The following is a 22,772-nucleotide window of genomic DNA, read 5'->3' on the forward strand; positions in this document are numbered from 1 at the left end:
GTTTAAAAATGAAACGTAAGTTTCTATATAGAAAGCAAACCAAATTTGCTTGGTGACCATAGTGTTGCGGTACCACCTGATCCCATTCCGAACTCAGTAGTGAAACGTAATAACGCCGATGGTAGTGTGGGGTTTCCCCATGTGAGAGTAGGGCATCGCCAAATGCTAAATTAGATTTAAGACACCGTCTTGAACGAAAAAAGCCGATATCATTGATATCGGCTTTTTTTATACCTGTAAATTATTAGCTGTTAAAGTTAAAATATAATCAAATATACTTTCACCACTTTAGATTAAATCACTAATTTTGTGGTTAACTACTTAAATTAAGATGTTTAGGATCCTTGTATGACTGATAACCATGAAATAATTAAGTTACAGACGCTAAAATGGGTGAAAGATATTATTGTTAAATACAATATTTGTCCTTTTGCGAAGAAAGAATTAGAGCGAAAAACAATTCATTGTGCAGTACTTGATGGGACTGATTTAACTGAGTTATTAGAATGTGTTAATGCTGAGTTTATTCGTTTAGATACCAATGAAGATATAGCTACAACATTAGTTGTTATTCCTAAATTGAGTAGTAACTTTGATGATTTCCTCGATTTAATTGATTATGCGAATGATTTATTGGAAATGCAGGACTACGAAGGTGTTTATCAATTAGCGCATATGCACCCTAAATATCGTTTTGATGACACGACAATGCAAGATGCTGCTAACTTTACTAATCGCTCTCCTTATCCAATACTGCATATTATTCGTGAAGATGAGATGGCGCGGGTATTGAGACTATTTCCGAACCCTGAGGAAATCCCTGAACGTAATGTTGAATTATTACGAAAAAAGGGGTTTAAGGAAATTAAAGCGGAATTAGAAGCGTGTTTTAATGTGAAAACTAAATAATTCTATAAAACGAACATAACAGAGCTGTATCATTGAGAAGCAGCTCTGGATTAATTTGAATTAAACTTGTGCAGTTACAATTTCTTTTGAAAATGTTTTTTCACAATACTTACATTTTAGACCGATATTACCCTTGATCATTTTAATGGTAAAAGATGAAATAACCGGTTCGCCGTGTGTAATACAATTTGAGTTTGGACACGGGAATACGTTTTCAACTTCTTTTGGCAATGCTAACGCATGCTTATCTGTCACCTCGAAATTTTCAATTATATTAATGGTTGCATTTGGTGCAAGCAGTGCTAATTGATTCGCTTGTGGCTTGGTTATCTCAGTGTTTTCAACTTTAATTAAATCTTTGGTTGCACCATTATGAGTTGGAAGGTTAAAACCAACCGTAACACGCTGCTTGGTATTCGTAAGACAAAATAGTCTGAGAATTTTAACACCTTGTCCTGATGGGATATGATCAATAACATAGCCATTACAGATAGCCTCTACTTGCATATGATTGCTTTTCATTATCTTATCCTCCGATTGTTTCGTTTAATACAAGAGCAAGTAGTGCTTCACGTGCATATACACCATTTTCAGCTTGCTGAAAGTAATACGCGTATGGTGTTTTGTCAACATCGACAGTGATTTCATCAACGCGTGGCAATGGGTGCAGTACTTTCAAATTATCTTTTGCATTTTTTAATGAACTGGCAGATAAAATAAAGCCGGCTTTCATGTGTTGATACTCTGTTTCATCAAAACGTTCTTTTTGTACACGAGTCATGTATAACACGTCAATTTCAGGTACTACGTCTTCAATTGAGTTATAACAGGCATAGCTGATATCGTGCTCATCAAGCTCATCACAGATATATCCAGGCATCGCTAATGCATCTGGTGCAATGAAATAGAACTTGCAGCCACTGAACTTAGCAAGGGCTTGTGCTAAAGAATGAACTGTTCGACCGTATTTAAGATCTCCCACCAATGCGATATTTAAATTATCTAAGCGACCTTGTGTTTCGTAAATTGAAAACAGATCAAGCAATGTTTGTGTGGGATGTTGATTAGAGCCATCACCGCCGTTAATAACAGGTACGTTGGAGAATTCTGATGCTAATCTTGCTGCACCTTCTTGAGGGTGGCGCATCACAAAGGCATCTGCATAGCTTGAAATCACACTGATTGAATCGGCAAGCGTTTCACCTTTCTTCGCAAGTGAGGTGTTACCGGCATTATCGAAGCCAATAACTGTCCCACCTAATCGTTGGATAGCGGTTTCAAATGATAATCGTGTGCGAGTTGATGCTTCAAAGAAACAGCTCGCAATTACTTTATTTTTTAAAAGTTCGGGCTGTGGCTTATTTTTTAGTTTTGCCGCAGTTTTAACAATAAGTTCTAGCTCATTACGTGAGATATCATTGATAGATACTATATGTTTTCTAAATAACGGATTTACCATTTTTGTGCCCTGATGATCAGAATTATCCAAAAAAAAGCCTCATATGAATAGTTATGAGGCTTTACAAGTTTGCATGCATAGGGGGAAGGTTATATGGTCTAATGATATGAACATTCGTTAACCCTCTAATCCGCTAAACACAATTGGTAATTTTAGCTTAAAATAAAAACGACAGAAAGCACTAATCAAATTAATTTCATGTAAAAAAATCTATAAAGTTTAAACTATTCGTTGTTCTATATTTGCTTATTACGCGTGTTATTAAATATAATGCGTGTAGATAGCGCAATATATTCGCTCTGAACATGGGAGCATTGATAAATTTATGGAACTTACAATGAGTAAAAAAATCATTTCAACAACGAATGCACCTGCTGCACTAGGCCCGTACTCACAAGCTAATCAACTTGGTAATATGGTTTTTACTTCAGGACAGATCCCACTAGTGCCAGAGACAATGGAAATTATTAAAGGCGGCGTGAAAGAGCAAGCTGAATTAGTAATGGAAAACCTAATGGCAGTTCTAAAAGCTGCAAATGCAAGTGCTGATACAGTAATCAAAACAACATGCTTCTTAAGTGATATGAATGATTTTGCTACCTTCAATGAAGTGTACGCACGTTATTTTCCTGAAAATGCACCTGCACGTTCATGTGTGGAAGTTGCTCGTTTACCGAAAGATGTATTAGTTGAAGTTGAAGCTATCGCTTACACACTTTAATTAGGCCTCATTTATGTCTAAATCGATCACTATTGCTGTACTTGTTACAGGTCCAGCGTATGGTAGTCAAGACGCTTTAAGCGCCTATCATTATGTAAAGTCAGCGGTTGAGTTAGGTCATACTATTCAACGCGTATTTTTTTATAATGATGGTGTGCTTAATGGCTCAATATTGACATCTCCAGCAGCGGATGAATTTGATTTATATAATGCTTGGCTCGTGATGGCTCGTGAACATCTATTTCCTTTAGATATATGTTCAGGTGCAGCGTTGAGACGTGGTGTTATTGATCAAAGTGAAGCGGATAGGACTGGGAAGAATCAGTTTAATCTTGAGTTACCATTTCAATTAACCGGACTAGGTCAATTAGCCGAGTCGATTATGACTGCTGATCGGGTTATCCAGTTTTAATTAACTACATTTGGTTGAAAATATGTTGAGAGTTGCGTTCGTTACTCGTCAAGTTCCTCATGGCAGTAGCCTAGCCAGAGAAACACAAGACGCCATTCTTGCTACATCTGCATTAACGGAAGAGTTAAGTGTGTTTTTTATTGGTGATGGCGTTTATCAGTTACTCAGTAACCAAAAGCCTCAAAATATCGCTTGTCGGGATTTTTCGCCTACATTTGGACTGTTTGACTTATATGATATCGAAAACATTTATGTGTGCGCAGACTCGCTTATAGAGCGAGGTATAAGCGATATTGAGTTGATTATCGATGCTGAACGTTTACCACAAGCAGAGATTAATCAACGAATTCGCCAGCATGCTATTATTTTGAATTTTTGATTGGTGATAACATTATGCTTCATATTATTAAATCGTCGCCATTCTCAAAAAACACATTCATTGATAGCCTAGGCTATCTCAATGAGGGTGATGCGCTGCTCTTTATTCAAGATGCTGTCGTTATGACGGCATCACTGCATAAATATGCTAAAATACTTCAAGATCTCCTACCAAAGATAAGTGTTTACACTTTGACTGAAGATCTGGATGCAAGAGGGTTAAAATGTATTCTAGGTCAGCAAGTTAGCTACCTAGAATTTGTTAACCTTACTGTGTCACATTTACAAGTACAGACTTGGAATTAAATAAGCTGAACTGTACGAATTTTCATTGTCGCCCTATAAACTATGGGTAAGTTTTTATCTACTAGTGTTGTAAAAGCGGTTTATTTACGATTTATTGGTTAATAAACTGATTTATTTTCAATAATACTGTTCTTATGCTTGACAGCTAAAGGCGCAATGACTAAAATTCTGCGTCCCTATATTAGGGATGATTTTTCACACGTAAAAAACTCAACGGAGCTATTTTAAATGGCAACTACTAACCAATTAGTACGCAAGCCTCGCGTAAGAAACGTTACAAAAACTAACGTTCCTGCTCTTGAAGCTTGTCCACAACGTCGTGGTGTTTGTACTCGCGTATACACTACTACTCCTAAAAAACCTAACTCGGCTCTACGTAAAGTAGCTCGTGTTCGTCTAACTAACGGTTATGAAGTAACTTCATACATCGGTGGTGAAGGCCATAACCTTCAAGAGCATAGCGTGATCTTAATCCGCGGTGGTCGTGTTAAAGATTTACCGGGTGTTCGTTACCATACAGTTCGTGGTGCGTTAGATACAGCTGGTGTTAGTGATCGTCGTAAAGGTCGTTCTAAATACGGTGCTAAACGCCCTAAGAATTAATAATTCTTCGTTTAGTAAGGCCAAGCAAACTGTTAACTATTTATTAGTTTTGGGTAATACCTGAAGCACAACGAGGAATAAAAGATGCCAAGACGTCGCGTCGTAGCTAAAAGAGAAATTTTAGCAGATCCAAAATTCGGATCAGAAATCCTAGCAAAATTCATCAACATCGTAATGGTAGACGGTAAAAAATCTACTTCAGAAGCGATTGTATACGGTGCGCTAGAAACTATCTCTACTAAAAGTGAAGATAAAACACACCTAGAGCTTTTTGAAATCGCTTTAGACAATGTTCGTCCATCGGTTGAGGTTAAATCTCGCCGTGTTGGTGGTTCAACTTACCAAGTGCCTGTAGAAGTTCGTCCTTCTCGTCGTAATGCACTAGCTATGCGTTGGTTAGTTGAAGCAGCACGTAAACGTGGTGAAAAATCAATGGCTGCTCGTCTAGCTGGAGAGCTATTCGACGCTGCTGAAAACAAAGGTTCTGCGGTTAAGAAACGTGAAGACGTTCACCGTATGGCTGACGCGAATAAAGCATTTGCTCACTATCGCTGGTAATTTTTGGACGCAGATTTTAAATCTGCGTCAATTATTTTCTGTCTAGGTTTCCTAGTAAGGGATTTATTGTGGCACGTACAACTCCGATCGAGCTCTACCGAAATATTGGTATTTGTGCTCACGTTGATGCGGGTAAAACTACAACTACAGAACGAATTCTGTTCTATACTGGTCTTTCACATAAGATTGGTGAAGTTCATGATGGCGCTGCCACTATGGATTGGATGGAACAGGAGCAGGAGCGTGGTATTACCATTACTTCTGCTGCGACAACAACAATGTGGAAAGGTATGGATGCGCAATTTAAGCAGCACCGTATCAACATCATTGATACTCCGGGACATGTTGACTTCACGATTGAAGTAGAACGTTCTTTGCGAGTACTTGATGGCGCAGTTGTCGTATTTTGTGGTGCATCAGGTGTTGAACCACAATCTGAAACGGTTTGGCGTCAAGCTGACAAGTATCAAGTACCACGTATCGTGTTCGTCAATAAGATGGATCGTACTGGTGCAGATTTTGACGCTGTAATTGACCAAATTCGTAATCGTCTGGGCGCGACTTGTGTTCCTATCCAGTTAAACATTGGTGCGGAAGATGATTTTGAAGGCGTAATTGATTTAATTAAAATGAAATCAATTAGCTGGAATGAAGCAGATCAAGGTATGTCATTTAGTTATGGCGATATTCCTGCAGATCTACTTGAGCGAGCAGAAGAATTACATGAAGAATTGGTTGATGCTGCCGCCGAAGCTAACGATGAGCTTATGGATAAATACCTTGAAGAAGGTGAATTATCTGAAGAAGAAATTAAAGCTGGTTTACGTCAACGTACGCTGAATAACGAGATCGTACTTGCGACTTGTGGTTCTGCCTTTAAAAATAAAGGTGTACAAGCGGTACTTGACGCAGTGATTGAATTTCTTCCTAGCCCAACGGAAGTGAAAGATATCAATGGTATTGATGATAATGAGAACGAAATTACTTGTCGATCAAGTGATGACGCTCCCTTTGCTGCATTAGCCTTTAAAATCGCGACAGACCCATTCGTAGGTACGCTTACGTTCTTACGTGTGTATTCTGGGGTGGTCAATACGGGCGATGGCGTTTATAATTCTGTTAAACAGAAGCGTGAACGTTTAGGTCGTATAGTGCAAATGCATGCCAATGATCGTCAAGAATTGAAAGAAATACGTGCTGGTGATATTGCTGCAGCAATTGGTCTTAAGGATGTTACTACTGGTGATACGCTTTGTGATGCTAATCATAAAGTAATTCTTGAGCGTATGGATTTTCCGGAGCCGGTTATCCAAATTGCTGTGGAACCTAAAACAGTAGCCGATCAAGATAAGATGGCTATCGCCCTAAGTAAATTAGCGGCTGAAGACCCATCGTTCCGTGTTGAAACTGACGAAGAGTCAGCACAAACACTGATATCTGGTATGGGTGAACTTCATCTGGACATTATTGTTGACCGTATGCGTCGTGAGTTTAACGTTGAATGCAACGTTGGTAAGCCTCAGGTTGCATATCGTGAATCAATTCGTAATTCAGTTGAAGCAGAAGGTAAATTCATTCGCGAATTAGGCGGGAAAGGTCAATATGGCCATGTTCTGCTGAAATTAGAGCCGCTCGAAGCGGGCGCTGGTTTTGAATTTGTGGATGCAATCGTTGATGGTGAAGTTCCTCGTGAATTCATTCCAGCGGTTGAAAAAGGTTGTAAAGATCAGATGGACCAAGGTGTGTTAGCAGGATATCCTATCATGGATGTTCGTGTTACACTTCACGGTGGTTCATTCCACGACGTTGACTCCAATGAAATGGCATTCAAGGTCGCGGCATCATTTGGTTGCAGACAGGGCGCATTGGATGCAAGTCCAGCTTTGCTTGAGCCTATGATGAAAGTTGAAATTACCACTCCTGAGGAGTGGATGGGTGATGTTGTTGGTGACGTAAGCCGTCGTCGCGGCATGATCGACGGTATGGATGATGGCCACTCAGGCCTTAAAATTATTCATGCTAAGGTTCCGTTGTCTGAAATGTTCGGTTATGCAACCGCACTACGTTCAGCTACACAGGGCCGCGCTTCGTATTCAATGGAATTCCTTGAATACAATGAAGCACCTAAAAACATCGCTGACAAAATTATTGAAGCGAAATAAAGTTTAACTTTGGTAGTCTTTATCATAAGATAAAGGCTTAACTGATAATTAGAAGGTACACGTCGTGTCTAAAGAAAAATTTGTACGTAGTAATACCCACGTAAACGTAGGTACAATTGGTCACGTTGACCATGGTAAAACAACTCTAACAGCAGCAATCACAAACGTACTTGCAAAAGTATACGGTGGTGAAGCTAAAGATTTCGCATCAATCGATAACGCTCCTGAAGAAAGAGAACGTGGTATCACGATCAACACTTCTCACGTTGAATATGATACGCCTAACCGTCACTACGCACACGTAGATTGCCCAGGACACGCGGATTATGTTAAAAACATGATCACTGGTGCTGCTCAAATGGACGGCGCTATCTTAGTTGTTGCTGCAACTGATGGTCCTATGCCACAAACACGTGAGCACATCCTACTTTCACGTCAGGTTGGCGTTCCTTACATCATCGTATTCATGAACAAATGTGATATGGTTGATGATGAAGAACTACTTGAACTAGTAGAAATGGAAGTTCGTGAACTTCTTTCTGAATATGACTTCCCAGGTGATGACCTACCAGTTATCCAGGGTTCTGCTCTTAAAGCACTTGAAGGCGAAAAAGAGTACGAAGACAAGATCATTGAACTAGCAGACGCGCTAGATTCATATATCCCTGATCCAGAACGTGCTATCGATATGCCTTTCATTATGCCTATCGAAGACGTATTCTCAATCTCTGGCCGTGGTACTGTTGTAACTGGTCGTGTTGAGCAAGGTATCGTTAACGTTGGTGATGCAGTAGAAATCGTTGGTATCCGTGATACTCAAACAACTACTTGTACTGGTGTTGAAATGTTCCGTAAACTGCTTGACGAAGGTCGTGCTGGTGAGAACATTGGTGCACTTCTACGTGGTACTAAACGTGAAGACGTTGAACGTGGTCAAGTACTAGCTAAGCCTGGTTCAATCACTCCACATACTAAGTTTGAATCTGAAGTATACGTACTTTCTAAAGAAGAGGGTGGTCGTCACACTCCTTTCTTTAAAGGTTACCGTCCACAGTTCTACTTCCGTACAACTGACATCACTGGTGCTGTAGAGCTTCCAGAAGGTGTTGAAATGGTTATGCCTGGTGACAACCTTAAGTTTGTTGTTGAGCTAATCAACCCAATCGCGATGGAAGAAGGTCTACGCTTCGCTATCCGTGAAGGTGGCCGTACTGTTGGTGCTGGTGTTGTTTCTAAAGTAATCGCTTAATTTCGATTAGTTTGAACAATATATAGAAAGGTCGCTTAGGCGGCCTTTTTTTCATCTACAATTTATGAGATTAGAAGTTAGTGAAAAGGTGACGAACTTAGTCCGCCACATTATTATTCAATTAACAGCATTATTTTTCTATTAACGTTTCTTAGCATTAGCAAAGGCGTCAGCAAACGCACTATTATTGAATCCTGAATACCTCTCGTCTATTTTATGTTGTCTCTGTGGTTGCTTCGCAGGTTTATGACGGTTTTCAAGCTCAGTCTTATTATTTGTCATTGTATGATTACTTACTACTGGTACTTCATCATCTAGTCGCATCGTTAGTGCAATACGTTTTCTGGCTATATCTATCTCTGTTACTTTAACTTTTACAATCTGTCCTGCTTTAACGATTTCGTGTGGGTCTTTAACAAAGCGATTGGTTAACGCTGAAATGTGTACTAGACCGTCTTGATGGACACCGATATCAACAAAGGCACCAAAGTTAGTCACATTACTAATGATCCCTTCAAGTTGCATACCTGGCTTTAAATCGGTTATTTTTTCAATTCCCTCTTTGAATGTCGCCGTTTTGAACTCAGGTCTTGGATCGCGTCCCGGTTTTTCTAATTCTTGAATAATATCTTGAACTGTCGGTAGACCAAATTTAGCATTGGTATAATCTTGTGGATTGAGCGATTTAAGCAGTTCGCTATTACCCATGATCTCTATGATTTTTTTACCTGTTTGTTGCGTTATGTCTTTTACTACAGGGTATGATTCTGGATGAACTGCTGTGCTGTCTAATGGATCTTTCGCATTTAAGATACGTAAGAAACCAGCACATTGTTCAAATGCTTTAGGGCCTAGGCGCGCAACTTTCTTTAGCTCGTTTCGTTTGCTAAACGGACCATTATCATTACGGTAATTCACAATATTTTCGGCGATAGTTTTATTCAGTCCTGCAACACGAGAGAGTAAGGCGGCAGATGCCAGATTAACATCAACACCGACTTTATTTACGCAATCTTCAATGACGATATCTAATTGTTTTGATAATAAGCTTTGGTTTACGTCATGTTGATATTGACCAACACCAATAGCTTTGGGATCAATTTTTACCAGTTCTGCGAGTGGATCTTGTAAACGTCGAGCAATCGATACCGCACCACGAATCGATACATCAAGTTCTGGGAATTCATTCGCAGCCAACTCTGATGCTGAGTACACAGAAGCCCCTGCTTCACTGACCATTATTTTTTGTAATTTCAGTGCTGGTTTTTCTTTGATTAATTCGGCTACCAGTTTGTCTGTTTCTCGTGATGCAGTACCGTTGCCAATACTGATTAACTCTACGCCATAACGCTGACATAGTGCCGCTAGCGTTGATAATGATTGCTGCCATTGTTGCTGTGGAACATGTGGATAGATAGTCGTGTGATCAAGTAATTTACCCGTTGCATCAACAACCGCAATTTTAGAACCTGTGCGTAATCCCGGATCAAGTCCAAGGGTAACTTTTGGTCCTGCTGGGGATGCCATTAGTAAGGCTGTCAGATTAGCAGCAAATACTTTGATGGCTTCGACTTCTGCGGACTCTTTCATTTTACCGATTAACTCAGTTTCTAATTGGCTGAGTAATTTTTGTTTCCAACTACTGTGAACAACCGATTTTAACCATTCATCTGCAGGTTTGTTTTGATAGCTAATACCGAGGTGTTTAGCGATAATAACTTCACAATAACTGGTGGCATTTTTTTCAGTAAATTCGGGATCTGCGTTTAAGCCAATCTGTAACTCACCGGCATTTTTACCACGTAACATGGCAAGCATACGGTGTGATGGTACTTTTTTGATCCCTTCACTGTGGCTGAAGTAGTCTTTAAATTTACTGTCTTCAGTGGCTGATTTTTTATTTTCTTTTGATTCTAGTGTTGCATAGGCAAGTAATTGTTTACGTACTTTGGCAATAAGCTCTGCATCGACACTGGCTTTTTCCATCAGGATAAATTTAGCTCCTTCTAATACTTGCTCTGGTTCAGCAAAATTAGTGTCTGATGTGATAAATTGTTTGGCGAGTTTGAGCGGCTGCTGTTGTGGATTTGCAATCAGAGATTCTGCTAATGGTATTAACCCTGCTTCAATTGCTATTTGGCCTTTCGTACGGCGTTTGGTTTTAAAGGGCAAATAGAGGTCTTCTAAACGTGTTTTTGTTTCTGCTGTATTGATAGCGGCTGTTAACTGTGGGGTTAACTTATCTTGTTCAGCGATATTTTTTAAAATTGTTTCACGGCGCGTTTCTAAGTCACGTAAGTAGGTTAAGCGCTGTTCTAATGTTCTTAATTGACCATCATCTAAGCCTTCAGTGGCTTCTTTTCGATAGCGGGCGATAAAAGGGACGGTCGCCCCGTCATCAAGTAGGGTAATTGCAGCGTTAATTTGGCGTACATGCGCATTAATCTCTTGCGCGATCAGAATAGCTAATTTAGACACTTTGGATCCTTAAAATGAATAGATTTGTGATGACATAAATACGGATTATTACTCTGTAAATGGGGTGTATTGGATCTTGTTTATATACCAAGTTTTACTACCCGCAGGCGTGAGCACTATCGCTTCATCATCAACTTGTTTCCCGATAAGGGCTTTTGCCATTGGTGAGTCAACGGTAACAAAATTTCGTTTTGGGTCTAATTCGTCACGGCCGACAATACGACACTGGATTACGGTACCATCATCATCTTCTAATTCGGCATAGGCGCCAAAATAGACAGTGCCATCTTGTTGTGGACGATAATCGACGATCTCTAATACTTCGAGACGTTTAACTAAAAAGCGAATTTCGCGATCGATGGTACGCAGTAAATGTTTATTTTCTTTGTAGTCAGCATTTTCACTGCGATCACCTAGAGACGCAGCCCAAGACACAACTTTTGTGACTCTTGGTCGTTCTTCTTTCCAGAGAAATTTAAGGCGTTTGTCTAAAGTTTCCCAGCCCACTCGGGTGATTAAGTTTGATATAGCCAATGCTATGACCTTCTTAAATTATATTGAAGAGAAATTATAGCAATAGCACAGCTGAATAGCTCATTTTCGTTATGACAGGTATAAAAAATGCCAGGTCGATGACTCGATACTGGCATTTTTGTTCATTATTGCTCATTATTTAAATTGGTATAAATATCAACTTAAATAAAGTTTAAAGTTGTGGACCTGCAGCAAGTAATGCTTTGCCTTCTTCGTTGTCAGTGAACTTCTCGAAGTTGCTCACGAAACGTTTTGCAAGTGCTACCGCTTTCTCTTCCCATACATTTTCATCTTCGTATGTATCTCGTGGATCAAGAATCTTAGTATCACAACCTGGTAGTGTTGTTGGTACTTCTAAATTGAAGTAAGGGATCGTTTTACTTTCCACTTTTTCAATTGAACCATCAAGAATTGCATCGATGATGGCACGCGTATCTTTAATTGAAATACGTTTACCAGTGCCATTCCAACCCGTATTAACTAGGTAAGCTTGTGCGCCCGATGCTTCCATACGTTTAACAAGCTCTTGGCCGTATTTGGTTGGGTGAAGCGATAGGAACGCAGCGCCGAAACAGGCAGAGAATGTTGGTGTTGGTTCTGTAATACCACGTTCAGTACCGGCTAATTTAGCCGTGAAACCTGATAGGAAGTGATATTTAGTTTGTTCTGGTGTGAGTTTAGATACTGGTGGTAAAACACCGAATGCATCAGCACTTAAGAAAATAACTTTATTTGCGTGACCGCCTTTCGAGATTGGCTTAACGATATTTTCAATGTGTTCGATAGGGTAAGAAACACGTGTGTTTTCTGTTTTCGAACCGTCGTTATAATCGACTACGCCACCGTCAAGTACGGTTACGTTTTCAAGTAGTGCATCACGACGAATTGCGCCGAATATTTCAGGTTCCGCTTCTGCACTTAATTTAATTGTTTTTGCGTAGCAACCACCTTCGAAGTTGAATACGCCATCATCATCCCAACCGTGCTCATCATCACCAATTAATTGGCGTTTTGGGTCGGTTGATAATGTTGTTTTACCTGTACCAGATAAACCAAAGAAGATTGCTGTTTCACCGTCAGAGCTTACGTTTGCTGAACAATGCATTGATGCAATACCTTGTAGTGGCAATAGGTAGTTCATATAAGAGAACATACCTTTTTTCATTTCGCCGCCGTACCAAGTACCACCGATAAGTTGAATTTTTTCTGTTAAATTGAAAGCAACAAAGTTTTCAGAATTTAGGCCGTGCTTTTCCCAATCTGGGTTTGTGCATTTAGCACCATTCATTACCACGAAATCGGGTTCGTAAGTTGCTAATTCTGCTTCGCTAGGACGGATGAACATGTTCTTAACGAAATGCGCTTGCCATGCAACTTCGGTGATGAAACGAACTTTTAGACGTGTGTTAGCATTTGCGCCACAATAAGTATCAACAACGAATAAACGTTTTGTTGAAAGTTGTTGTGTTACAAGTGTTTTCAGATCATTCCATACGTCCTGAGAGATCGCTTTGTTATCATTTTTACCTTGATCTGACCACCATACTGTATCGCGAGTTGTATCATCACGAACAATATATTTATCTTTGGGTGAACGACCAGTAAAGATACCAGTATCAACGGCAACTGCACCTGATTCAGTGACAGTCCCTTTTTCATAACCCTCTAGGCCTGCTTTTGTTTCTTCTGCAAAAAGTAGCTCGTAAGAAGGGTTATATACGATTTCTTCAACATCCTTGATGCCATATACCGATAGATCGATAGTGGCGCCAATAACTGTATTTTTATTTTTTACTTCTGTCATTGGTATCTCCTGGGGGTACAGAGTTTAATTTATTGTTTCAGATTAAATTAAGTTGGTTTGCAAATTAAATTTAATGGGTGCACTAACGGCACCCTTATTATTAAATTTAGCAGTGTTAAACGATGTGCTACGGTGTATTTGCTACACTCTTATTCACATCTTGTTTAATGTACTGGGTTGCCAATTTGCGGTGAATGAATATCTTCTACATCTCCCGCATTAAAGGCATAAAGCGAACCGCAATAATCACAGTGCATCTCTATTTGTCCTTTTTCAGCAATAATATCAAGTAACTCTTCTTTTGCTACGCTAAGTAATGCTGTTGCACTACGTTCGTGTGAACAACCACATTTAAATGACACGGTTTGTGGATCGAATAAGCGTACTTTTTCTTGGTGATAAAGTCGTACTAACACATCTTCAGCATCAAGATTAAATAATTCATCATCTTTTATCGTTGCTGTTAATGCGACTAGGTGTTCAAAATCTTCATGTGAACTTTTCTTGTCATCTGATGCTGGTAATTTTTGTAGCATCATGCCTGCAGCTTGTTTTCTATAGCCCACTTTACCAGTACGGAACCACAAACGTGTTGTTAGCTGTTCTGACTGTTCGAAGTATTGTTCTAAGCATTCTTGTAAAGTCTCGCCACCAAGATCAACGATGCCTTGATAACGTTCGCCTTTGTCTGGTGAGACAGTAATAACCATCACACCTTTACCAATCAATTCTTTTACATTGTTTGTGTCTGGTACTGAACCATTCCAGCGAGCCACACCACGTAATTCAAGATCTTCATTACCATTAATAACTGCAAGTGTCACCGGACCGTCACCTTGTAACTGGACTGTGATAGAGCCTTTAAATTTTAATGTCGCGGTTAATAGACTTGTTGCAACTTGCAGCTCACCGAGTAGGCGTTGAATAGGCCTTGGATAATTTAGGTTTTCTAAAATATCAATAAAGCTTTGTTCAAGTTGTACAATCTCACCACGCACTTGATGTTCTTCAAATAGGTAACGGTGTAATAAATCTTTCTGGCTCATAATATTCTCGACGTTAAAGTTAATGATTTTTTATCCGCAATAGTTCTCGACGTTGTTTCTTGTCGGGACGTTTATCAGGGCTAGGGTTATACAATGTATTCAGTTTACGCGCGACATCATTTTGTGCACGCTTTTCAACACTGGTTGGTGTTTCTTCATACAAAGTAGCCGCTTCTGGTGCCCCTCTCCTTTGTGCGGAAAGCTGCTTTACGATCACTTCCTTTTCATCAAAGCCTTGTTTTATTTTTATTGTTGCACCCAACTCAACGGTTTTACTGGGTTTTGTGCGTTGATCATTGTAGCGAATCTTACCACTTTGGATCATTTCTCGGGCAATCGCGCGGGTTTTATAAAACCGTGCAGCCCATAACCACTTGTCAAAACGCACATCACTATCTGGTTTGGTATTTTTTGACATATTGAATGTAACCGTATTCCAAATAAACGATCTTATTGACCTGATTATAACAGATAAATAAAGCAGTAAGAGAGTCTTTTATTGACCTTAAATACACATTTAATTAACTAAATGATGTCGTTGATTTCACATTTCTTTCACCATTGTTTCATTTGTAAGTGTTGCAATAATTGTGTGGCGAATAATTAGAATTCATATATTCTTTAAAGGTTAACGCTGACATATGCTAGCTTTATCCAAAAGTATTAATTGCCAGCCATTATTCGACTGATTTTATTCATTTTGTGCTGTTAAGCCTTGTACGGATACAACCAGAGAGCTACTATTAGTCAGTTAGAATTATGACTTTTATTCGAATTTATCAAGGCGTTGGTAAACGTACCTTATTTTGAAAGTAATGCTGTACTAGGGTAATACAAAAATGGATAATTTAGAGGCGCTTAAGCAGCTTATAATCAAACTACCACAAAAACAAATTGCGACCTTTTGTTGTTACTTGTTACTCGCTGCATTTTGTTATCAATCGGCGGTGTTAACTTGGCAGTTATGGCCAGAAAAATCAGAATCTGTGACATCATGGCAACCTGTATTTGGCCAAGATGGTAAGCAAATAAAAAGCTATGAGTTAAATACACTCCGAAATTTACACCTGTTTGGTCTGCAACAAACTGAGACCCAGGCGCCTGTCGTAGTTCAAAATATTGACGCTCCCAAAACACGCTTGAGATTAATTTTAGCGGGTCTTGTCGCGAGTAGCGAACCAAGTCTTGCATTAGCCATTATCGAGCTTAAAGGTAAGCAAGATACGTATGGGATTGAGGATGAGATTGGTTCGACGGATGCGGTGTTAAAGCAGGTACTGGTTGATCGTGTCATCATTAAATATAAAGGTAACTTAGAAACGTTAATGTTAGATGGTGAGGAGTTTACTCGTGAGACGAGCGGGCGACAGCCTCATAACGAGAGTTCAAGCAAAGCACCTCGAGACCTTTCTAATCTACGTAAAGATTTATTAGCAAACCCTGCCAGCATTACCGATTATGTACGTATTTCGCCTGTTCGCACGAATGGGAAATTAGCGGGTTATCGTGTTAATCCAGGTAAAAATCGTGAATTATTTAAAGAAGTTGGTTTAAAACCAAATGATCTCGCCGTATCGTTAAATGGATATGATTTAACGGATACTCGCCAAGCAATGGAAGTTGCCAAGCAACTGAAAGACTTGACCGAAATGTCCCTGACCGTTGAGCGTGATGGACAATTACACAGTATTTATTTAAGTATGCCAGAGTAGCCATTTGAGCGACACACTTTTTAAGCCGGTAACTTAGGTAGCTAAGGATAAAGATGAACCTTAATAACGTTGGAAAAAAATTAACCGTATTAGCCTCGGGTATATTGCTAGGTATGAGCAGTATGGCCATGGCAACCGATTACTCTGCGAGTTTTAAAGGCACAGATATTAATGAGTTTATTAACGTCGTGGGTAAAAACTTAAATAAAACGGTGATCATTGATCCAAGCGTACGCGGGAAGGTTAATGTTCGTAGTTACGATCTATTAAATGAAGAACAGTATTATCAGTTCTTTCTTAACGTCTTAGATGTATATGGTTATTCCGTTGTTAAGATGGATAATGGTGTACTTAAAGTCATTAAAAGCAAAGTAGCAAAAACATCAAGCATTCCTGTGGTTGACGATAAAAACCCTGGTCAAGGTGATGAAATGGTTACGCGTGTAGTACCTGTACACAATGTATCGGTACGTGAGCTATCTCCGTTATTACGCCAATTAAATGATAATGCCGGTGGCGGTAACGTAGTGCATTATGAGCCGTCTAATGTGTTAATGCTGACTGGCCGCGCGGCCGTGGTTAATCGTTTAGTTGAAATTGTCCACCGTGTCGATAAAGCGGGAGATCAGGCTGTTGATATTATTCACCTTAAATACGCATCTGCTAGTGAGATGGTTCGTATTATTGATAGTGTGACCAAAGGCGATGGTAAGTCTAAGATACCTAGCATCTTACAACCTAAAATTGTTGCCGATGACAGAACTAACGCGGTTGTGATTAGTGGTGATCCTAAAGCGCGTCAACGTGTTGCTAAATTAATCCAACAGCTTGATAGCGAATTAGAAAGCACAGGTAATACCCGGGTTATTTATTTAAAATATGCGAATGCCAAAGAAGTTGCCGATGTTTTAAAAGGGGTGAGTAACTCTATTGAAGGGGGGACATCTGGTTCATCGAGTAAATCTAAATCAAAATCGAGTTCAAAATCAAACTTAGGTATTGAAGCGCATGAAGATACCAATGCATTGGTGATAACCGCACAGCCTGATGTGATGCGTACCTTAGAACAAGTTATTAGTCAGCTTGATATTCGCCGTGCACAAGTATTAGTCGAAGCGATTATTGTCGAAATATCAGAAGGTGATGGCATTGACTTTGGCATTCAGTGGGCAACTGCAGCCGGAGGCACACAATATAACAATGGCAAGCAGGTCTCTTTGGGGGCTCTTGGTGGTGGTATTTATGATGCACAGGATAAAATTACGACAACTATTCATACGGACCCTGCTACAGGTAAAAAAACAACTACGGAGTCTAAAACTTCTGGTGATACTTCAGCACTTGCTTCAGCACTTGGTGGTGTGAATGGCATGATACTTGGGGTTATGAATGGGTCGAAAAGTTTCGGTGCTATTATTCAAGCTGCTGCTAATGATTCTAATTCTAACATTCTTGCTACGCCAAGTATTATGACGCTCGATAATCAAGAAGCTACATTTATTGTCGGTGAAGAAGTGCCCGTTATTACAGGCTCTTCAACCGGTTCGGATAATAAAAATCCGTTCCAGACGGTTGAGCGTCAAGAAGTGGGGATTAAATTAAAAGTTACGCCACAAATCAATGAAGGTGATGCAGTACAGTTAACAATTGAACAAGAGGTATCACATGTATTGGGTTCTACTGCGGTGGATGTGACCTTTGCGAAGCGTCAAGTAAATACAACTATTTTAGCGGACAGTGGGCAAACGATCGTGATTGGTGGTTTACTTGATGAGAAAGTGACTGAAAGTATTTCCAAGGTACCGTGGCTCGGTGATATTCCTTGGATCGGTAATTTATTTAAGTCTACATCATCAAGCACTTCAAAACGTAATCTGATGATCTTTATTAAACCGACCATTATTCGTGATAATGCATCGATTCGTGGTATCAGCAATCGTAAGTACAGTTTAATGCGTGCAAATCAGTTGCTACAACAAGAAAAAGGTGTCGCATTGATGCCGTTTACTGATGTTCCAGTGTTACCTAAATTTGATGAAGAGCGTATTATTTCGCCTGCAGTTCGTAAATATCTAGAAGAGCAAGATAATCAAACGGTTGAATTTGATATGAGAACGAAGCCTAAAACGACAAATGAGGCTGAGTAGATGAGTACTCAAGATTATGGAGAGGTAAGTGAAAGCGAACGCTTGCCTTTTTCGTTCGCCAAAAAGTTTGGTGTGGTGCTAAGTGAAGCTGAACAGGGCTGGGTGTTATATCACAAAGCCGATGTTGCGCCGAGTACGGTACTTGAAGTACGCCGTAACCTTGGCCAAGCGTTTCAATTGGTGTTATTAGGTGATGAGGCATTTGAATTAAAACTGACAGATGTGTTTCAACGTGACTCATCAGAAGCCAGACAATTAATGCAGGATATTGGTAATGAAGTTGATTTCTTTACGTTAGCTGAGGAGTTACCAACAGAAGAAGATTTGTTGGAGTCTGATGACGATGCGCCGATCATTAAACTGATTAATGCGATGCTCAGTGAAGCGATCAAAGAAGGGGCTTCAGATATTCATGTGGAAACATTTGAGCGTGCACTTGTCATCCGCTTCCGGATTGATGGCGTATTAAGAGAGATTTTGAAACCGAACCGAAAATTGGCATCACTGTTAATTTCACGAATTAAAGTCATGTCAAAAATGGACATCGCGGAGAAACGTGTTCCCCAAGATGGGCGAATTTCGTTGCGAATTGGTGGACGTGGTGTTGACGTGCGTGTATCAACTCTGCCATCGAGCTTTGGTGAACGTGTGGTAATGCGTTTACTTGATAAGAATAACGCTAAATTAGAATTAAAGCATTTAGGGATGACGTTAGATAATCGTAATAAGATGTCTGAACTTATTCATAAACCGCACGGTATTATTTTAGTTACTGGTCCTACAGGGTCGGGTAAGAGTACGACCTTATATGCTGCGCTATCGGATATTAACAGCAAAGATCGAAATATCTTAACGGTTGAAGATCCAATTGAATATCAACTTGATGGCATTGGACAAACGCAAGTTAATCCAAAAGTTGATATGACCTTCTCACGTGGTTTACGTGCCATTTTACGCCAAGATCCCGATGTAGTAATGATTGGTGAGGTTCGTGATTTAGAAACTGCGCAAATTGCCGTGCAAGCCAGTTTAACGGGTCACCTCGTATTATCTACCTTGCATACCAATACCGCAGTAGGTGCCGTCACTCGTTTACGTGATATGGGATTAGAGCCCTTCTTATTATCGTCAAGTATATTAGGCGTATTAGCACAACGATTAGTACGAACGCTTTGTCCCGATTGTCGAGAGGGGGCACCGCCAACAGAGCGCGAACTTGAGCAATTGGCTTCTAATCGAGTTGCAGACGCGACAGTTATTTATCATCCGAAAGGCTGTGAAAACTGTAACAATACAGGCTATCGGGGTCGTACTGGTATTCATGAATTATTAATTGTCGATGAAGATGTGCGAGACATGATCCACAGTGGTGCCGGCGAACAGATTGTAGAACGTCATATTCGACCGTTCACACCGAGTATCCGTCAAGATGGTCTCGCTAAAGTACTTGAAGGTGTTACTACCTTAGAAGAAGTACTTCGTGTGACAAGAGAGGGATAAGCATGCCTGCATTTTCTTATTTAGCGATTGATCAAAAAGGTAAAAAGAAAAAAGGGGTCGTGGAAGCTGATGGGCCAAAGCAAGCGCGTACTTTATTGCGTGAAAAAGGCTTAACCCCGCTTGAAGTTGAAATGTCTGCTGCTGCTGAAAATAAAAAGGCGTCAGCTGGCTTTACCTTTAAACGTGGTATTAGCACTGCGGATATGGCGTTATTAACCCGTCAGTTATCCACTTTGATTGCCGCTTCCCTTCCACTAGAAGAATCATTAAAAGCGGTTGCAGAACAAAGTGAACTACCGCGTATTCAGAACATGATCTTGGCAGTACGTAGTAGGGTTGTTGAAGGGCATACATTAGCGGAAAGTTTTGCTGAGTTCCCCCACGCATTTGACGATTTGTATTGTTCGATGGTGGCCTCTGGCGAAAAGTCAGGTCATTTAGATAAAGTACTAAATCGCTTGGCTGACTATACCGAACAACGCCAAAAAATGACCAGTCAATTAACGCAAGCCATGATTTATCCGGTAATGTTAACGCTGGTGGCTATTGGTGTTGTGTCGCTCTTATTGACAAGTGTCGTGCCTAAAGTTGTTGGCCAGTTTGAACACATGGGACAAGAATTACCGCAAATCACCCAAATATTGATCGGACTTTCTGATTTTGTCAGTAACTATGGTCTTTATCTTGTTGCCGGAATTGTCCTTACGATCATTGTTATTAAACGCTTGTTATTAAAATCGGCGAATCGCTTGATATTCGATGAACGATTATTAAAAGTGCCTGTCATTGGTAAGGTCAGTCGTGGAATTAATACTGCGCGTTTCGCTCGAACATTAAGTATTTTAAATGCCAGTGCGGTACCGTTACTCGAAAGTATGTCGATTGCAGGGCAGGTATTAACCAATATGCATGCACGGAAATTAGTGGAAGCGGCGACAATGCGCGTTCGTGAAGGTACAAGTTTAAGAGCTGCATTAACGGAAACAAAGCTATTTCCACCTATGATGCTACATATGATCGCCAGCGGTGAGCAAAGTGGTGAATTAGGCCCAATGCTAGAACGTGCTGCAGATAACCAAGATTCACAATTTGAAGCGCAAGTAACTATGGCATTAGGCATTTTTCAACCCTTACTAGTGGTAAGTATGTCGTTTGTTGTATTATTTATCGTGATGGCAATTCTTCAACCGATTTTGTCTTTAAACCAGATGGTTGCAGGTTAGATTTTATTTTAAGTAGAGGATGTTATGAATAATAAAAAACGGAATGTGTCAGGTTTTACCCTGTTAGAGATCATGGTTGTTATCGTGATTCTTGGTGTACTTGCATCAATGGTTATCCCTAATTTATTAGGTAATAAAGAAAAAGCGGATCGTCAAAAAGTTGTATCCGATATTGTCGCATTAGAAAATGCAATGGATATGTACAAGTTGGACAATAGTCGCTACCCAACGACAGAACAAGGCTTAGACGCATTAGTTGAAATGCCGGATGTAGATCCAGAACCAAGAGATTATCGAACAGGTGGTTACATCAAGCGTTTACCGCAAGACCCTTGGGGTAATGAATATCTATTAGTTAGCCCTGGTGAAAATGGTCAAGTTGATATTTATTCTATTGGTTTAGATGGTGAAGAAGGTTCCGAAGACGATATCGGCAACTGGAACATGCATGATAAGTAACTAATTGTTTTATTGAGGCACAGGTTATGTTCTGTGCCTTTTTTTATCCAACTGAATACATTCGATGTTAATTCTTACTCTATCAGAATGCATATCAACAATGACCAAAGGTACACAATGAAGAATCGTACTCATCAAGAATCTGGCTTTACACTATTAGAGATAATGTTAGTTATATTCTTAATGGGCATGATGGTCACCGGTGTTGTCATGACAATGAGTTCTTCTGGCCCTGATAAGCAACTCAAAAAAGAAGCTGCTCGTTTTATCGGAGTGCTAGAACTGGCCGAAGAAGAAGCCTTACTCAGTAGTATTGAAATGGGGATCGTGATTGAAGAGCAGCACTATCAATTTGTTTATTTAGATGACAATGATAAATGGTCCGCATTTAATGATTCTAAATTTTTTGCTAAAAAAGAGCTACAAGAAGACATGCTTATGTCACTTGAGTTGGCGGGGTTGAAAGCGGAAGGCCGCTTGTTAGGTGATCGTAAACTATTTGCTGATGATGATGGTTTGTTTGAGGATGATGGCGGACTATTTGAAGGTGATGGAAAAGACGAACGTATTGAACCGGATGTGTTTATTTATTCAAGCGGTGAGATTACCGATTTTACGTTGACGTTTACCTACATGGATGCGGACGTTGGGGACAGTAGTATCAAGGTCCAATTTGATGAATATGGAAAATTAATGATTAATACCACCGTGGATGGATTTTAATGAAACCATGCTTAGGAAAAAAAACATTATTTAAGCAAGCTGGCATGACATTATTAGAAGTCATGGTGGCGATGGCGGTATTTGGTACGGCGGGTCTGGCCGTGATGAAAGTAGCGACTGAAAATCTTAGCAGTCTAGCCTATTTGGAAGAAAAAACATTCGCCAATTGGGTAGCTGCTAATACTTTGACTGAATTAAAGCTAACAAAAAAAATACCTGGAAAATCATGGCGAAAAGGTGAGTCTGAATTAGCGGGTCGAACTTGGTACTGGCGCTATAAAGCAGAATCGACAGACAGCAGTGATTTTGTCGGGGTGACGGTCGAAGTGGCTACAGATAAGCAGTATGACTCAACGATTAGTCATTTACTCACCTATGTGGTGCGCTAA

At 39.9% G+C, this 22,772-nt stretch carries 23 protein-coding genes and 1 rRNA gene; 17 read left to right on the forward strand and 7 right to left on the reverse strand.

Going from position 1 to position 22,772, the window contains the following annotated elements:
- Window positions 1-48: 48 nt before the first annotated feature.
- Together rrf and BT797_RS15115 are read left to right on the forward strand one after the other, a co-directional pair.
- Window positions 49-164 (forward strand): 5S ribosomal RNA (gene rrf / locus BT797_RS15110).
- 184 nt (window positions 165-348) lie between these two features.
- Window positions 349-909 (forward strand): DUF1415 domain-containing protein, encoded by a 561-nt coding sequence (locus tag BT797_RS15115; protein ID WP_045108729.1) that lies wholly within the window; start codon window positions 349-351, stop codon window positions 907-909.
- A 60-nt stretch (window positions 910-969) separates the two neighbouring features.
- Here the strand turns inward: BT797_RS15115 and pyrI are convergent, their stop codons facing one another.
- Window positions 970-1,431, reverse strand: coding sequence for an aspartate carbamoyltransferase regulatory subunit (gene pyrI, locus BT797_RS15120; RefSeq protein WP_075472667.1), 462 nt, complete (start codon window positions 1,429-1,431; stop codon window positions 970-972).
- Window positions 1,432-1,435: 4 nt separating this feature from the next.
- Entirely contained in the window at window positions 1,436-2,368 is a 933-nt protein-coding gene (gene pyrB, locus BT797_RS15125; RefSeq protein WP_045108731.1) for an aspartate carbamoyltransferase, read from the reverse strand.
- Window positions 2,369-2,705: 337 nt separating this feature from the next.
- On the opposite strand from pyrB, the gene BT797_RS15130 reads away from it, so the two are divergent.
- The 8 genes from BT797_RS15130 to tuf all read left to right on the forward strand — a co-directional run bounded on the left by BT797_RS15130 (window position 2,706) and on the right by tuf (window position 8,757).
- Window positions 2,706-3,089, forward strand: a complete 384-nt coding sequence (locus BT797_RS15130) for a RidA family protein (RefSeq protein WP_075472669.1) — start codon at window positions 2,706-2,708, stop codon at window positions 3,087-3,089.
- Between the two features lie 13 nt (window positions 3,090-3,102).
- On the forward strand, window positions 3,103-3,501 hold the full coding sequence (gene tusD / locus BT797_RS15135) for a sulfurtransferase complex subunit TusD (protein WP_045108733.1): 399 nt from the start codon (window positions 3,103-3,105) through the stop codon (window positions 3,499-3,501).
- A 22-nt stretch (window positions 3,502-3,523) separates the two neighbouring features.
- Window positions 3,524-3,880 carry a sulfurtransferase complex subunit TusC gene (gene tusC / locus BT797_RS15140; protein WP_045108734.1) on the forward strand — a complete coding sequence of 119 codons (357 nt, stop codon included), beginning with the start codon at window positions 3,524-3,526 and terminating at the stop codon, window positions 3,878-3,880.
- Between the two features lie 14 nt (window positions 3,881-3,894).
- Entirely contained in the window at window positions 3,895-4,185 is a 291-nt protein-coding gene (tusB, locus tag BT797_RS15145; protein WP_045108735.1) for a sulfurtransferase complex subunit TusB, read from the forward strand.
- A 228-nt stretch (window positions 4,186-4,413) separates the two neighbouring features.
- Window positions 4,414-4,788, forward strand: a complete 375-nt coding sequence (rpsL, locus tag BT797_RS15150; protein ID WP_019443185.1) for a 30S ribosomal protein S12 — start codon at window positions 4,414-4,416, stop codon at window positions 4,786-4,788.
- A gap of 84 nt (window positions 4,789-4,872) precedes the next feature.
- Window positions 4,873-5,346 carry a 30S ribosomal protein S7 gene (gene rpsG, locus BT797_RS15155; RefSeq protein ID WP_017223615.1) on the forward strand — a complete coding sequence of 158 codons (474 nt, stop codon included), beginning with the start codon at window positions 4,873-4,875 and terminating at the stop codon, window positions 5,344-5,346.
- A 68-nt stretch (window positions 5,347-5,414) separates the two neighbouring features.
- Window positions 5,415-7,508: an elongation factor G gene (fusA, locus tag BT797_RS15160; protein ID WP_045108736.1), complete on the forward strand. Its 2,094-nt coding sequence runs from the start codon at window positions 5,415-5,417 to the stop codon at window positions 7,506-7,508.
- 64 nt (window positions 7,509-7,572) lie between these two features.
- Window positions 7,573-8,757, forward strand: a complete 1,185-nt coding sequence (tuf, locus tag BT797_RS15165; RefSeq protein WP_045108737.1) for an elongation factor Tu — start codon at window positions 7,573-7,575, stop codon at window positions 8,755-8,757.
- A gap of 141 nt (window positions 8,758-8,898) precedes the next feature.
- On the opposite strand, the gene BT797_RS15170 is transcribed toward tuf, so the two are convergent.
- The 5 genes from BT797_RS15170 to hslR form a co-directional block, all read right to left on the reverse strand.
- Complete coding sequence (locus BT797_RS15170; RefSeq protein ID WP_045108738.1) at window positions 8,899-11,235, reverse strand: Tex family protein; 2,337 nt, start codon at window positions 11,233-11,235, stop codon at window positions 8,899-8,901.
- Between the two features lie 48 nt (window positions 11,236-11,283).
- On the reverse strand, window positions 11,284-11,769 hold the full coding sequence (gene greB / locus BT797_RS15175; RefSeq protein ID WP_045108739.1) for a transcription elongation factor GreB: 486 nt from the start codon (window positions 11,767-11,769) through the stop codon (window positions 11,284-11,286).
- Window positions 11,770-11,941: 172 nt separating this feature from the next.
- Complete coding sequence (gene pckA / locus BT797_RS15180; RefSeq protein ID WP_045108740.1) at window positions 11,942-13,573, reverse strand: phosphoenolpyruvate carboxykinase (ATP); 1,632 nt, start codon at window positions 13,571-13,573, stop codon at window positions 11,942-11,944.
- A 164-nt stretch (window positions 13,574-13,737) separates the two neighbouring features.
- Complete coding sequence (hslO, locus tag BT797_RS15185; protein WP_045108741.1) at window positions 13,738-14,619, reverse strand: Hsp33 family molecular chaperone HslO; 882 nt, start codon at window positions 14,617-14,619, stop codon at window positions 13,738-13,740.
- Window positions 14,620-14,638: 19 nt separating this feature from the next.
- Window positions 14,639-15,037, reverse strand: coding sequence for a ribosome-associated heat shock protein Hsp15 (gene hslR / locus BT797_RS15190; protein WP_045108742.1), 399 nt, complete (start codon window positions 15,035-15,037; stop codon window positions 14,639-14,641).
- Between the two features lie 421 nt (window positions 15,038-15,458).
- On the opposite strand from hslR, the gene gspC reads away from it, so the two are divergent.
- From gspC to gspI, 7 genes are all read left to right on the forward strand, one after another.
- Window positions 15,459-16,331 carry a type II secretion system protein GspC gene (gene gspC, locus BT797_RS15195; RefSeq protein WP_045108743.1) on the forward strand — a complete coding sequence of 291 codons (873 nt, stop codon included), beginning with the start codon at window positions 15,459-15,461 and terminating at the stop codon, window positions 16,329-16,331.
- A gap of 53 nt (window positions 16,332-16,384) precedes the next feature.
- Entirely contained in the window at window positions 16,385-18,478 is a 2,094-nt protein-coding gene (gspD, locus tag BT797_RS15200; protein WP_045108744.1) for a type II secretion system secretin GspD, read from the forward strand.
- Window positions 18,479-19,978 (forward strand): type II secretion system ATPase GspE, encoded by a 1,500-nt coding sequence (gspE, locus tag BT797_RS15205; protein ID WP_045108745.1) that lies wholly within the window; start codon window positions 18,479-18,481, stop codon window positions 19,976-19,978.
- A gap of 2 nt (window positions 19,979-19,980) precedes the next feature.
- Entirely contained in the window at window positions 19,981-21,201 is a 1,221-nt protein-coding gene (gene gspF / locus BT797_RS15210) for a type II secretion system inner membrane protein GspF (RefSeq protein WP_045108746.1), read from the forward strand.
- A gap of 24 nt (window positions 21,202-21,225) precedes the next feature.
- A complete protein-coding gene (gspG, locus tag BT797_RS15215; protein ID WP_045108747.1) occupies window positions 21,226-21,660 on the forward strand; it encodes a type II secretion system major pseudopilin GspG in 435 nt (144 codons plus the stop codon).
- Window positions 21,661-21,777: 117 nt separating this feature from the next.
- Window positions 21,778-22,383 carry a type II secretion system minor pseudopilin GspH gene (gene gspH / locus BT797_RS15220; protein ID WP_045108748.1) on the forward strand — a complete coding sequence of 202 codons (606 nt, stop codon included), beginning with the start codon at window positions 21,778-21,780 and terminating at the stop codon, window positions 22,381-22,383.
- A complete protein-coding gene (gene gspI, locus BT797_RS15225; RefSeq protein ID WP_045108749.1) occupies window positions 22,383-22,772 on the forward strand; it encodes a type II secretion system minor pseudopilin GspI in 390 nt (129 codons plus the stop codon). The genes gspH and gspI overlap by 1 nt, the downstream gene beginning before the upstream one ends.

Source organism: Moritella viscosa (genome assembly GCF_900120065.1).
Taxonomy (GTDB): Bacteria; Pseudomonadota; Gammaproteobacteria; order Enterobacterales; family Moritellaceae; genus Moritella; species Moritella viscosa.